This window comes from Catenulispora rubra (genome assembly GCF_015356825.1).
GTDB classification, from domain to species: domain Bacteria; phylum Actinomycetota; class Actinomycetes; order Streptomycetales; family Catenulisporaceae; genus Catenulispora; species Catenulispora rubra.
On record NZ_JAACYW010000319.1, the window covers coordinates 1 to 12622 of the forward strand.

Below are 12622 nucleotides of genomic sequence, written 5' to 3' on the forward strand. Positions count from 1 at the left end.
GGCTGGGGGTGGCGGGTCGGCGATCAGCCTTCGCGCGCATGCGAACGGGGACATCGTGACGGCGGACAACGCCGGCGCGTCGCCGTTGATCGCGAATCGGACGGCTGTGGGGACGTGGGAGACGTTCGATCTCATCACCAACGCTGACGGGAGTGTCAGCCTGCGGGCTCACGCCAACGGGGACATCGTGACGGCGGACAACGCGGGGGCGTCGCCGCTGATCGCGAACCGGACGGCGATCGGGCCGTGGGAGGAGTTCGATCTGATCAACAACTCCGATGGCAGCGTCAGTTTCCGGTCCCATGCCAACAACGACATCGTGACGGCCGACAACGCCGGCGCGGCCCCGCTCATCGCGAACCGGACGGCCATCGGACCGTGGGAGTCGTTCGACCTCATTCACGACTGATTCACGGCTGAGGCAGATACACGCGCTGAAGCCCGCCTGGAGCTTGGATATCTGCTCCAGGCGGGCTTCATTCGCACATGTGTGCGCAGCGAAGGCTTCAGTGCGCCCTGCTTACGGCTTCGGGCTCATGCCACCCTGACCTGCGCTCATGCTGGGCTTCCCAGCCTCCATGCCGGGCTTCGGCGTGCTCATGCCAGGCTTCGGTGTGCTGTCCGTCAGGTCGACCAGCGCGGCGGCCTCGGCGTTGGAGCGGATCGACTCGATGCCGTGCATCGCGCTGGTCTTTGACTCGTACGCCTCGCCGACGGCGATGATCTCGCCGTTGCCGGCCTTGAGGCGGAAGCGGAACTTCCCGGCCTTGTCCTTGTAGATCTCGAACTTCCCGGGCATGTCGCGGGTCCTCTCTGCCGTACTTCGTCGCGGTCCCGACCACGGTCGGTCGCGGCGGCGCGATGCGCTATCGGGCCTGCGCCGTTCGTGGCGTCACCGGCTTCGGATCCGGGCTGATACGGTCGCGATGTATAACGTTGCGGTAGCATATCGGAATATAATGAGCTCCCCGCAGACGAAGGCCGGCCGGCCCCGCAACCCGGCCCTGGACCAGGCGATCCTGACAGCCGCAGCCGACCAGCTCGGCGAACTCGGCTACGCCCGCATGTCCCTGGAGGCGGTGGCAGCCGCCGCCGGCACCACCGTCCCCAGCCTCCGCCGCCGCTTCCGCAACAAGGCAGACCTGGTCGCGGTGGTGATCGGCTCACTGCGCGTCGAGGAACCGCCGACCGAGGCGCCGACGCCCCGGGCCCACGCGCTGGCGATCCTGGAGAACTTCCATAGCAACCTGCGCGCCATGCCGGCGATGGCCATCCTCGGCTCACTGCTCGCGGAGGAGGCGCGCCACCCGGAGCTGCTGGACCTGTTCAAGACGCGCATCGTCGAACCGCGACGGGAGCTACTGCGCGGGGCGCTGGCGGCGGGGGAGCTTGGGGAGTCGGCTGACCTTGATGTGCTTACCAGCATGCTGATCGGAGCGTTCTACGCACGGTATGTCACGGTCGACGGCATTCCGGACGACTGGCCGGAGCGGGTGTTGAGCGCGGTGTGGCCGAGGTCAGGGTGAGGCGGCCGGCTCGCGGCTCTGCCCCCGCGCCAACTCGGCGTTGAACTCCAGCCCGAGCAGGATGGCCAGGTTCGACAACCACAACCACAGCAGGAACACGATGACGCCGGCGACGGTGCCGTAGGTCTTGTTGTACGAGGCGAAGTTCGCGATGTACGCGGCGAAGCCGCTGGACAGGATCAGCCACAGCACCACCGCGAGCGTGCTGCCCGGCGAGATCCAGCGGAAGCCGCCGCTGTGCGCGTCCGGCGCGGCCCAGAACAGCAGCACGATCATGCCGGCCACCAGCAGCACCAGGACCGGCCACTTCAAGATCGACCACACCGTCACGGCGGTGTGGCTCAGGCCGAAGACGCTGGCGGTCTTCCCGGCCAGCGGGCCGGTGAACACCACGATGATCACGCTGATCATGGAGGCCAGCATCATCAGCATCGTGAGACCTATTCGCAGCGGCAGGACCTTCCAGATCGGCCGCTTCTCGCGGACGCCGCCGTAGATCACAGTCGACGCGCGGATGAAGGCCCCCACGTACCCCGACGCCGACCACATCGCGCCGACGATAGCCGCCAGGGCCAGCGTCCCGCCTGTGCCGCGGTTTTTCCGCACCTGCTGGATGGCGGTGCGTAGGACGTTGCGCACCGAGCCCGGGGCGAGCGTCTGGACGTTTTCCAGGATCTTGTTGACCGCCGAGTCGCCGAGGAGGCCGAGGATGGAGATGGCCAACAGCAGCGTCGGGAACACCGCGAGGAAGCCGTAGTAGGTCAGCGCGGCCGCTCGGTCCAGGAGTTCGTCGTCGCGGCACTCCATCGCGGTTCGCTTGGCCACGTCCAACCAGTGCCGGAAGGACTTCGGCGCGGGCCGGTCCGAGTCCTGCGCGGCGGACTTCGCCACAAGGGCAGCCTGGGCCGCCTTGGGCGCTCTGGGCGCCTTGGCAGGCTTGGCTGCCGCCTTGGCGGGCGTCGCGGCCTCCGCGGGCTTCACCGCCTTCGAAGCAGCCTTCGAAGTCGCCTCTGTGGCCTTCGAAGCCGCGTTCGCCGCAGCGATGCGTTTGTCGAGGCGGCTTTCGGATTTCCGTCGCATCCAGAGCTTGTATCCGTTTCAGCGAACGTGACGCAAGCGGGACCGCGCTGCCGGAAGCGCCGCGAGCGTCAGCGCGCCGGTCATGACGAACGCGGCGGGGTATCCCGTGTGGCTGACGACGAGTCCGAACGCGGCCGGTCCGGCTCCGTATCCGACGTCATAGGCCAGATTCCACAGAGCGCTCGCGGCGCCGGCATCGCCAGCCGGCGCGCCCTCGATCAGGAGGGCGAACGTCGCGTTCTGGACGATCCCGAAGCCGGCGCCGAACGCGCTCATGCCGGCGATCACGGCGATCGGGGACGCGGGCCAGAGCAGTGCGGCCATCGCCAACGAGGAGATCACGAGTGCCGGGGCCAGAAGGCGTGCATGCCCTTTCCGGTCGCCGGAACGTCCGGCCCACCAGCGGCCGAGGGCAGCCGTCACGGCCTGCGCGAGCAGGCCTGCGGCGGCAAGGTTCTTGGATATCCCGGCCGCGAGCGGAAGGAAGGAGACGACGACGCCGGCGCCCACGGTAGTGGCGGCGAAGATGAGTCCCAGGCGCAGCTGCCCCTTTTGTCGAAGGATGTCCGACAGGGTCTGCTGTCTGGGGCCGGAGCCGGAGCCGGAGCTGGTGCCGGAGCCGGTGCCTTGCTGTGGCGCTGACGACGTCGAGCGCTGCCCTTGCCGCGGCCGGTGCCCGGTCGCATCGGCCAGCCACGGAAACGCCGCGAGCGGGACGAGCCCGGTGACGGCAGTGGCAACGATCACGACCGAAGCGCCGAGGTGTCCAGCGAACCAGAGCCCCAACGGAAGCGCCACAACAGCCGGCACCGTGGCCACCATCCCGAAGAGCCCGAATCCTTCTCCGCGCCGCTCCGGCGGCACCAGCTCTGCGGCCATCGCGCCCGCGACGACCGTGCTCAGGCCGAATCCGAATCCACGAACAGTGCTGACGGCGATGAGGATTCCCAGAGCGCTGCCGGAGTGCAGCGCGAGCGTCGGGATTCCCATGAGCACGGCGCCGACCGCGAGCACAGTCCGGTTCGTGCAGTGCCTCATCACCGCGGAGGAAACGAGTTCCGCCGCGACGGTACCGGCCAGCAGCGCGCCATTGACGAGTCCGGCCCCGGCACTCCCTGCGCCGGCGGCCGTGGCAAACAGCGGCGTCACTGAGAGCAGCAAAAAGAAGCTCGTCAATGTGCAGAACTGGGAGAGGAAAACAAGAACCAGAGGTCGGCTTATGATCCGGGCCTGGAGCGCATTCAATTCAGCATTCCGGTCGGGTGCCGTGTGCATCTGCGTGCTCATATTGTTTACGGTAGATCGCGAGTTGCCGCGGTGGTAAGGTCCAATCTTGTGGCAATCCAGTGGTCCGGTTTGAGCCCAGAACTCTTGGTCCGGTTGGATCGGGGCAGCGGACTGCCGCTGCGGTCGCAACTGGAGGCGGCCCTGCGCGAGGCGATCCGGAGCAATCGGCTGCCCGCTGGAGAACGCCTGCCGGCGTCGCGTGAACTAGCTCGTGAGCTGGGGGTCTCCCGCGGTCTCGTGCAGAACTGTTACAACCAGCTCCTCTCGGAGGGCTATCTGACCAGCCGGACAGGCTCGGCCACCAGAGTCGCGGAACGTGCGTTTCCGACCGCGCCGCCCGAGCCCGTGCCGCCTCCGGCGACCTCACAGCTCCTCGCGGATCTGCGTGCCGGAGTACCCGATCTGGCGAGTTTTCCGCGCAGCGACTGGGTCTGGGCCGTCCGCGAGGTGTGCGGCAGTATGGCGAATGCCGATCTGGATTACGGAGACCCGCGCGGACATCTCAAACTCCGTCAAGTGCTCGCCGGATATTCCAGTAGGGTGCGTGCGGCAGCGGCTGTCCCGGAGCAGTTGATCGTCACTACGGGATTCGCGCAGGGCGTCAATCTCGTGTTGCGGGTATTGGTTCAGGCCGGCGTTCGCTGCGTCGCATTCGAAGACCCCGGGTACGGAAACACCGAGAACAGCGAAACCGTGCGGACCGCCGCCGAGGCGGGCTTGCGGATCGTTCACGTGCCCGTCGACGACCTCGGCATCGATGTGGCGGCACTGGCGGCCACCGATGCGCAGGCCGTGCTCGTCACGCCGGCGCACCAGTCGCCGACGGGCGTCGTGCTCGCGGCCCGGCGGCGTCAGGCGCTGGTCGACTGGGCGGTCCGCAACGACGCCTTCATCGTCGAGGACGACTACGACTCGGAGTTCCGCTACGACCGCGAGCCGATCGGTGTCTTGCAGGGCCTGGCACCTGACCGCGTCTTCACGCTCGGCACGGTGAGCAAGGCGTTGGCGCCCGCGGTGCGGCTCGGCTGGGTGCTGACGCCGGCCTCGCAGACCGGAGCGGTCGCGGAGCAGAAGCACATCAGTGACCGGGGCTCGTCCACCTTGAACCAGTTGGCGCTGGCGGCGTTGCTGGAATCCGGCCGCTACGATCGCCACCTGCGGCGGATGCGCACGATCTATGCCGGCCGCCGGACGGCGCTGATCGCCGCGCTGGAGCGGCACGCGCCGCACGTTAAGCTGACCGGTCTGGCCGCGGGATTCCATGCCGTCGCGCACCTTCCGGACCACGCGGACGAGCGGGCTGTGGCCGCGGCGGCCCGCGAGCGGCGGGTCGGTTTGTATCCGCTGGGGGACTATCGCGCTGCCGCCGAGCCCGCGCCGCCCCGACTGGTGCTGGGATTCGGCAACGTCAGTGAGCGGGCGATCGAGAGCGGGATCGCCGCCGTGGCCGATCTGTTGGCGTGATCGGGGTCGGGGTCGGGTCGGCTGCGTGCACTAGTCAGTGGACGAGATCACGCGGCGTCATACCCATCGAAGAACGCGTCGAAGAACGCGCCGACTTCGTCAAGGAAGGCCTCGGGTTGCTCGACCCAGGGGTAGTGCCCTGAGTCCAGGACGACGGCCCGGCCGCGCGGGAAGAGGTCGGCCACGGCCACGACCGGCTTGAGGCCCAACAGCGCGTCTGAACCGCCGGCCACCACGAGCACCGGGCTCTTCAGGGTGCGGAGCACGGGCAGCAGATCGGCTTCCAGCGGCACGGCGAAGAAGGCTTCCAGCGCCTCCAGATTCCACGTGCCGAGCTCTTCGTGGGCCTCGGCGCGGGCGTCCCAGCGGGCCCAGGTCATAGGGGCGAGCCCGGGGTGGAGCGCGCGGCGCTGCGCCATCGTGGTGGCGTTCTCCTCCTCGGCCAGGGCGGCCTCGAACCTGGGGAACCACGGTTCGCCCCGGCGCTCGGCGATGAGCTCCGCGCTGTCGGAAGGCGTGTCGACCAGCCAGCCCGGCGGTGGGGTGACCAGGCACAGCCGGCCCACCCGGGTCGGGTGTCGCGCGGCGAAGGCCAGCGCGACCCGGGTGCCGGCCGAGTGGCCGAGCACGTCGAGCTGTTCCAGGCCCAGATGGACGCGCAGGGCTTCCAGGTCCTCGCCGAGCCGGTGCCAGGCGGCGGTGGCCGGGTCCGCAGGGTGCTGCGACCGCCCCACGCCGCGCTGGTGCAGCAGGGCCAGCGGGCGCACCGAGTCCAGTCCGGCGAGCGTGCCGAGGTACTCCGGGTGCCGCGCCGCGCCGCCGGCGTGGACCGCGATCGGGGGTCCGTCGAGGTCGGCGCCGAGCAGGTCGTAGTGCAGCTCGGTGCCGTCGTGGGAAGTGAAGGAGGGCATGTCGGCAAGGCTAGGTCGGGGCCGGGCATGCGACCAGCGACGATCCTGCAGAGATGGCATGCATAATCTGCATGGTGGAGCTGACACTGTCCGGGCTGCGCGTTCTGCGCGAGGTGGCCGCACGAGGATCGTTCACCGCCGCCGCCGAGGCGATGGGCTACACCCAGTCGTCGATCTCCCGGCAGATCGCCGCCTTGGAGGCGGCGGCCGGCGGGCGGCTCTTCGAGCGCGAGACCCGGGGCGTGCGCCTGACCGAGGCGGGTCGCGTGCTGCTGCGCCACGGCGCGAAGGTCCTGGACCAGGTCGAGGCGGCCGATCACGAGCTGACGGCGCTGCGCGAGCTGTCCACGGGCACCCTCACGGTCGGCGGCTTCCCGACCGCGATGGCCGCGCTGCTGCCGCGGGCCCTGGCCGCCTTCGCCGATCGGCACCCCGGCGTCGCGATCGCCCTGCGGGAGGGGACCACACCGGCCCAGCTGCGGCTGCTGCGGGCCGGGACAACGGATCTGGCCGTCATCGCACCCTCCGCGGACGAGCCCGACGACCCCGGGCTGGTGCTCGACCGGCTGCTGCGGGACCCCCTGCTGCTCGCGGTCAGCCGCGGGCACCCGCTCGCCGCGACCCGCGAAGTGGACGTGGACGACCTCGCGACGCACCACTGGATCATCGGCAAGGACGAAGCCGGCGACCCCCAGCTGGACCTGTGGCGCCGGGTCGCATGGCAGCCCCGAACCCGCTTCGTGGTGAAGGACTGGACGGCGAAACTCGCCCTCGTCGCCTCAGGCCTCGGCATCGCACTCGTCCCCGGCCTGGCAGCACCCTGGATCCGCGACGACGTGGCGCTGATCGCCCTCCGCATGCCCGACCGGGCACCGGTGACCCGCGACGTCGCCATGGCCACGCGCACGGGGGCGCGTGAACTGCCGCACGTGCGCGTGATGGTCGATCTGCTGCACTACACAGCAGCTGAGTTGGCGCGAGAGCTGGAGGCGCGCCTTCAGGACCGCTGGTTGTGACCGGTCAGGTCACAGGTCTGCTCTGCGAACCGCAGTCCCCTGATGTCCCGGGATGACAGAAGACCCCAGCTCAGAAGCCTGAGCTGGGGTCTCACTACGGGTGCGCCGCCAGGGACTTGAACCCCGAACCCGCGGATTAAGAGTCCGCTGCTCTGCCTATTGAGCTAGCGGCGCTTGATCTTGCCGGTGTCGCGTTGACGGGTGAAACATTAGCAGATCTCCAGGGGGGCCGTTGACCATCCGGCGGGCGTCGCGCCGGTCGGTTCCAGCCCTCCCGGGCGTGGTCGGCGGGGGCGTGGCGCCGTCGCGAGGGGGCCCGCGGGGAGTGCCTCAGCCCTCGGCGCGGAAGCAGCCCTTCAGGTGATCGTCGACCATGCCGGTGGCCTGCATCAGGGCGTAGGCGGAGGTCGGGCCGATGAACTTCACGCCGGTCTTCTTCAGTGCCTTGGCCATGGCCTTCGATTCCGGGGTCTCGGTCGGGGTCTCGCCGAAGTTCTTGGGGCGGCGGTGGGTGGTGGGGGCGAAGCTCCACAGGTAGGCGTCGAGGCCGCCGGGGATGTCGCGGACCACGCGGGCGTTGCTGATGGCCGACTCGATCTTGGCGCGGCTGCGGATGATGCCGGGGTCGGTCAGGAGGCGTTCGACGTCGGCTTCGGTCAGGGCCGCCACCGCGTCGATCTGGAAGTGGTGGAAGGCCGCCCGGAACGCCTCGCGCTTGCGCAGCACGGTGATCCAGGCCAGGCCGGCCTGGAAGCCCTCCAGGCTCAGACGCTCGAACATGGCGTCGTCGCCGTGCAGGGTGCGGCCCCACTCGGTGTCGTGGTACGACGCGTAGTCGCCGCCTGTGCCTGCCCAGCCGCAGCGGGGGAGGCCGTCTTCGCCGGTTACGAGATCTTGCACGTCGTCCATCGTAGGCGGCGGGTCCGACAAGGTCCGACAAGGTCCGGTCAAGCTCTCGGCAAGCCCCGGCGGGGTCGGTGCGGCACGCCGCGGCATGGGGCGGGGCGGCACAGCGCGGCACGGCGCCGGCCCGCGCGGCGTCACGCTTGCTCCGAGCTCCACTTCACCGCGTGTTCGACCAGCGCCAGCAGGACGGTCACGGTCGAGGCGCGGTCGCGGGCGTCGCAGATCAGCACCGGGGTCGACGCCGGGATCGCCAGGGCCTCGCGCAGCGCGTCCTCGCTGTAGCTGCGGGCGCCGTCGAACTGGTTCACCGCCACGACGTGCGGCATGCCGCGGTGCTCGAAGAAGTCGATCGCGGCGAAGGCGTCGGCCAGGCGGCGGACGTCGGCCAGGACCACCGCGCCGACCGCGCCGCGGGCCAACTCCTCCCACAGGAACCAGAAACGCTCCTGCCCGGGCGTGCCGAACAGGTACAGGATCAGGTCCTCGGCCAGCGTCAGCCGGCCGAAGTCGAAGGCGACCGTGGTCGCGGTCTTCGCGGGCACGCCGACGGTGTCGTCGATGCCGCGGCCGACCGAGGTCATCTCCGCCTCGGTGGTCAGCGGCTCGATCTCGGACACCGTGCCGACGAGCGTGGTCTTGCCCACGCCGAACCCACCCGCGACCAGGATTTTGGCCGTTTGCTGCACGATCGTCATCGCCGCCGCCCCAGTCCCCCCGAACATAAAGATCTGGAGAATAGTAGTGGACGATGATGTTCGACAGCATATTGGCAGTCCCGTGCCGGAAGTGTAGAACGTTAGCAGGGCCGCGCCACACCGTCGCCCGGCCCGCGGCTTCGCGCAGCGCAAGGAGGGCCCGCATGCCCACGCCGATCGACTACAGCGAACGCATCCCCAACAACGTCGGGCTGGCCGGCGACCGGCGCCTGCAACGGGCCCTGGAGGGCTGGCAGCCGAAGTTCCTGGACTGGTGGCGCGATCTGGGCCCTGCTCTGCCCACCAAGGACGTGTATCTGCGCACTGCGGTGGCCGTGGGCCGCGACGGCTGGGCGCACTTCGCGCACGTCCCGATGGAGCAGTACCGCTGGGGCATCTTCCTGGCCGAACGCGATCCGGAGCGCGTCATCGGCTTCGGACGGCACAAGGGCGAGCCGGCCTGGCAGCAGGTCCCCGGCGAGCACCGGGCCGTGCTGCAGCGGCTGATCGTCATCCAGGGCGACACCGAACCGGCCTCGGTCGAGCAGCAGCGGATCCTCGGCCGGACCGCGCCGAGCCTGTACGACCTGCGCAACCTGTTCCAGGTCAACGTCGAGGAGGGACGGCACCTGTGGGCGATGGTCTACCTGCTGCACGCCTTCTTCGGCCGCGAGGGCCGCGAGGAGGCCGACCAGCTGCTGCTCCGGCACTCCGGGGACCGCGACAGCCCCCGGATACTCGGGGCGTTCAACGAGGCGACCACCGACTGGCTCCAGTTCTTCATGTTCACCTACTTCACCGACCGGGACGGCAAGTACCAGCTCGGCACGCTCAAGGAGTCAGGGTTCGACCCGCTGGCCCGCACCTGCGAGTTCATGCTCAAGGAGGAGGCGCACCACATGTTCGTCGGGACGACCGGCGTGCAGCGTGTGGTGGAGCGGACCGCCGAGCGGATGGCCGAGTACGACAGCGAGGACGTGCTGGCGTACGGCGCCATTCCCTTGCCGATCATCCAGCGTTATCTGAACTTTCAGTTCGCGGTGTCGCTGGACTTGTTCGGGTCGGAGCAATCCACGAACGCCGGGACGTACTACAGCGCTGGCGTGAAGGGTCGTTGGCAGGAGACCCGGCGGGACGACGACCACGTTCTGATCGGTGCTGAGCGTTTGATGACAGTGGTCGACGACGGGCGGTTGACGACGAAGTCCGTCCCCTCGCTCAACGCCCTCAACCTGGACTTGCGCGATGAGTACATAGCCGACTGCGCGCGAGGTGTGAAGCGCTGGAACCAGGTGCTGGCTGAGGCTGGACTTCCGCAGCGGCTGTACCTGCCTCATGAGGGATTCCATCGCAAGGTCGGGGTTTACGCTGGCCATCACCTCAGCCCTGAGGGTGAAGTCCTCGACGACGCTGCCTGGCAGGCCCGCGTTAAGGACTGGCTGCCGACCCCGGAGGACCGCGCGGCCGTGGCCTCGCTGATGCAGCCGGAATATGAGCCGGGACGCTTCGCTGGCTGGATCGCGCCGCCGCGTACCGGCATCAACGAGCAGCCGGTCGAGTTCGACTACGTGCACCTGGCGGAGGAGGGGATAGGATGACCGACGTGGTGGACTTCGACACCGCGCCCGATCGGTATCGGCACTGGACGCTGCGGATCGACGGGGCTGTCGCGACGCTGAGCCTGGCCGTCGCTGAGGACGCCGGGCTGGTGCCGGGCTACGCGCTGAAGCTGAACTCTTACGATCTCGGGGTCGACATCGAGCTCTACGACGCCGCGCAGCGTTTGCGGTTCGAGCATCCCGAGGTGCGCGCCGTGGTCATGACCGGCGGGCTGGAGCGGATGTTCAGCGCCGGGGCGAATATCAGGATGCTGGCGCAGTCCTCGCACGAGTGGAAGGTGAACTTCTGCAAGTTCACCAACGAGACCCGGTGCGGGATCGAGGACGCGAGCGTGCACTCCGGGCAGACGTGGATCGCTGCGGTGAACGGACCGGCGGCCGGTGGCGGTTATGAGCTGGCGCTGGCGTGCGAGCACATCGTGCTGGTCGACGACGGCTCCACGACGGTGTCGTTGCCGGAGGTGCCGCTGCTGGGCGTGCTCCCCGGCACCGGGGGGCTGACGCGGCTGACGGACAAGCGGCATGTTCGGCGCGACCGTGCGGATGTCTTCGCGACGAAGACGGAGGGATTCCGCGGGGCGACGGCGCTGGAGTGGGGCCTGGTGGACACGATTGCGGCACCGGCGCGCTTCTCGGCGGAGGTCGCGCGGGTGGCTGAGGAGGCGGTTGGTCGGTCGCGGCGTGGTCGGCGTGTCGAGGCTGGGACGGACACCCAGAAAGGGATCGCGCTGACGCCGTTGGCGCGCGTCGCGGACGAGGACTCGCTGACCTATCCGTATCTGACCGTGCAGATCGACCGAGCCGCTCGGTGCGCGGACTTCACACTGCTCGGGCCTCGCTCGGCGCCTTCTCGTGACGTGCATGCTCAGGGTGCTGATTACTGGCCGTTGGCGCTGACGCGGGCGCTCGACGACGCCGTCTTGCGTATGCGCACGAACGAGCCGGAGATCGGGACGTGGGTGTTGCGGACCCGGGGTTCGGTCGACCTGGTGTCGGCTTACGATGCGCAGCTCACCGAGCTGGCTGACGACTGGTTCGTGAACGAGGTGCGGCACTACTACAAGCGGACGCTCAAGCGGCTGGACGTGACCAGTCGGAGTTTGGTGGCGGTGATCGATCCGGGTAGCTGCTTCGCCGGGCTGTTGCTGGAGACGGCGTTGGTCGCGGATCGGCAGTACATGCTCGACGGGGTGTTTGAGGATATTGATCCGGATGCTGAGCCTGCCGTGCTGGTGGTGACGGCGGCGAATCTGTCTGCTTGGCCGACCGCGAGCGGCCTGAGTCGTCTGGCGACGCGCTTCTCCGGGCACGAGGGCGGCCTGGAGGCTGCGGCGCACGTCGGGGAGCGGCTGAACGCCGATGCGGCGATGGAGCTCGGCCTGGTCACCTACGCCCTCGACGATCTGGACTTCTCGGAGGAACTTCGGGTGGCGCTCCAGGAACGCGCGGCGCTGTCTCCGGACGCGCTCACCGGTCTGGAGGCGAACCTGCGGTTCCCGGGGCCGGAGACCATGGAGACGAAGATCTTCGGCCGGCTGACCGCGTGGCAGAACTGGGTCTTCGTGCGGCCGAACGCGGCGGGGCCCGGCGGTGCCTTGGCGCGTTACGGCTCTGGAGTCGCGGCGGAGTTCGATCGCCGGCGGGTGTGACGGCGCGGCGGGGATTGGGCGTGCAAGCTGATGGAGCGGGTTGGGGTGAACCAGCGCCGGTCCTAGGACTAGCCACGAGAGCTGGTAGATGGCGGCTACAGCGCCGAACGCTGCGGCGCGGGCTGCCTGCTTGCCGCTCGCCGCCGCTCGCCGATACCTGCCGCTGCCTACTTGCCACATGCTGCTGCCCGCTCGCCGCGCTACCCGCCGTCCAGCGCGTCCCAGCCCCGCTGCGCGGCGGCGTGCCACTCCGTGTGGCGGGCGTGGAAGACCTCCACGGCCTTGGTGCCGCTGCCCGGGGTGACGGTGACGTTGTCGAACTCGTCGGTCTGGTAGCCGACGACGCCGATGCCGACCTGCCCGCCCGACAGCTCGTGCGGATAGGCCGACGCACGCGCCGCCACCAGCCCCACCTGGTCCAGCAGCGTCGCGACCCGCCGATCGGCGGCGGCCCGGCCGACGCCGCGCT

Annotated in this window: 11 protein-coding genes, 1 tRNA gene and 2 pseudogenes; 6 read left to right on the forward strand and 8 right to left on the reverse strand. The window is 69.3% G+C overall.

Annotation, left to right across the window (positions count from 1 at the left end):
* The coding region (locus GWK61_RS46240) for a fascin domain-containing protein (RefSeq protein WP_438939820.1) at nt 1-409 on the forward strand (409 nt) is incomplete at its 5' end.
* Nucleotides 410-625: 216 nt separating this feature from the next.
* On the opposite strand, the pseudogene GWK61_RS61135 reads toward GWK61_RS46240, so the two are convergent.
* Nucleotides 626-799 (reverse strand): annotated as a pseudogene (locus tag GWK61_RS61135) (YegP family protein); the annotation flags it as partial.
* Nucleotides 800-959: 160 nt separating this feature from the next.
* Between GWK61_RS61135 and GWK61_RS46250 the strand changes: the two are divergent.
* Complete coding sequence (locus tag GWK61_RS46250) at nt 960-1526, forward strand: TetR/AcrR family transcriptional regulator (protein WP_194919226.1); 567 nt, start codon at nt 960-962, stop codon at nt 1524-1526.
* Here GWK61_RS46250 and GWK61_RS46255 read toward each other — a convergent pair.
* Complete coding sequence (locus GWK61_RS46255) at nt 1518-2606, reverse strand: YihY/virulence factor BrkB family protein (protein WP_194919228.1); 1089 nt, start codon at nt 2604-2606, stop codon at nt 1518-1520. The genes GWK61_RS46250 and GWK61_RS46255 overlap by 9 nt on opposite strands.
* Nucleotides 2607-2624: 18 nt before the next feature.
* Entirely contained in the window at nt 2625-3893 is a 1269-nt protein-coding gene (locus GWK61_RS46260; RefSeq protein ID WP_194919230.1) for an MFS transporter, read from the reverse strand.
* A gap of 48 nt (nt 3894-3941) precedes the next feature.
* Here GWK61_RS46260 and pdxR point away from each other — a divergent pair, with 48 nt between their 5' ends.
* Nucleotides 3942-5357, forward strand: coding sequence for a MocR-like pyridoxine biosynthesis transcription factor PdxR (gene pdxR, locus GWK61_RS46265; RefSeq protein ID WP_194919232.1), 1416 nt, complete (start codon nt 3942-3944; stop codon nt 5355-5357).
* 47 nt (nt 5358-5404) lie between these two features.
* On the opposite strand, the gene GWK61_RS46270 is transcribed toward pdxR, so the two are convergent.
* On the reverse strand, nt 5405-6268 hold the full coding sequence (locus GWK61_RS46270) for an alpha/beta fold hydrolase (protein ID WP_194919234.1): 864 nt from the start codon (nt 6266-6268) through the stop codon (nt 5405-5407).
* A gap of 71 nt (nt 6269-6339) precedes the next feature.
* Between GWK61_RS46270 and GWK61_RS46275 the strand changes: the two genes are divergently transcribed.
* The gene (locus tag GWK61_RS46275) at nt 6340-7284 is read left to right on the forward strand and encodes a LysR family transcriptional regulator (protein ID WP_194919237.1); all 945 of its coding nucleotides are present in this window, start codon (nt 6340-6342) and stop codon (nt 7282-7284) included.
* 101 nt (nt 7285-7385) lie between these two features.
* Here GWK61_RS46275 and GWK61_RS46280 read toward each other — a convergent pair.
* From GWK61_RS46280 to GWK61_RS46290, 3 genes are all read right to left on the reverse strand, one after another.
* A tRNA-Lys gene (locus tag GWK61_RS46280) sits at nt 7386-7458 on the reverse strand.
* 156 nt (nt 7459-7614) lie between these two features.
* A complete protein-coding gene (locus GWK61_RS46285; RefSeq protein WP_194919240.1) occupies nt 7615-8184 on the reverse strand; it encodes a DNA-3-methyladenine glycosylase I in 570 nt (189 codons plus the stop codon).
* A 140-nt stretch (nt 8185-8324) separates the two neighbouring features.
* Complete coding sequence (locus tag GWK61_RS46290) at nt 8325-8912, reverse strand: GTP-binding protein (protein WP_228564071.1); 588 nt, start codon at nt 8910-8912, stop codon at nt 8325-8327.
* Nucleotides 8913-9049: 137 nt separating this feature from the next.
* Between GWK61_RS46290 and boxB the strand changes: the two genes are divergently transcribed.
* A complete protein-coding gene (gene boxB / locus GWK61_RS46295; RefSeq protein ID WP_194919243.1) occupies nt 9050-10483 on the forward strand; it encodes a benzoyl-CoA 2,3-epoxidase subunit BoxB in 1434 nt (477 codons plus the stop codon).
* Nucleotides 10480-12153: a 2,3-epoxybenzoyl-CoA dihydrolase gene (gene boxC / locus GWK61_RS46300; protein WP_194919245.1), complete on the forward strand. Its 1674-nt coding sequence runs from the start codon at nt 10480-10482 to the stop codon at nt 12151-12153. The genes boxB and boxC overlap by 4 nt, the downstream gene beginning before the upstream one ends.
* A gap of 356 nt (nt 12154-12509) precedes the next feature.
* On the opposite strand, the pseudogene GWK61_RS61140 reads toward boxC, so the two are convergent.
* Nucleotides 12510-12622: pseudogene (locus GWK61_RS61140) on the reverse strand (ABC transporter ATP-binding protein); the annotation flags it as partial.

Excerpts from the sequence above, each read along its gene's own strand:
- GWK61_RS46250 (WP_194919226.1), top strand. The coding sequence starts at position 960 with ATGAGCTCCCCGCAGACGAAGGCCGGCCGGCCCCGCAACCCGGCCCTG.
- GWK61_RS46255 (WP_194919228.1), bottom strand. The coding sequence starts at position 2,606 with ATGCGACGGAAATCCGAAAGCCGCCTCGACAAACGCATCGCTGCGGCG.
- GWK61_RS46260 (WP_194919230.1), bottom strand. The coding sequence starts at position 3,893 with ATGAGCACGCAGATGCACACGGCACCCGACCGGAATGCTGAATTGAAT.
- GWK61_RS46270 (WP_194919234.1), bottom strand. The coding sequence starts at position 6,268 with ATGCCCTCCTTCACTTCCCACGACGGCACCGAGCTGCACTACGACCTG.
- GWK61_RS46275 (WP_194919237.1), top strand. The coding sequence starts at position 6,340 with ATGGTGGAGCTGACACTGTCCGGGCTGCGCGTTCTGCGCGAGGTGGCC.
- GWK61_RS46290 (WP_228564071.1), bottom strand. The coding sequence starts at position 8,912 with ATGTTCGGGGGGACTGGGGCGGCGGCGATGACGATCGTGCAGCAAACG.
- boxB (WP_194919243.1), top strand. The coding sequence starts at position 9,050 with ATGCCCACGCCGATCGACTACAGCGAACGCATCCCCAACAACGTCGGG.
- boxC (WP_194919245.1), top strand. The coding sequence starts at position 10,480 with ATGACCGACGTGGTGGACTTCGACACCGCGCCCGATCGGTATCGGCAC.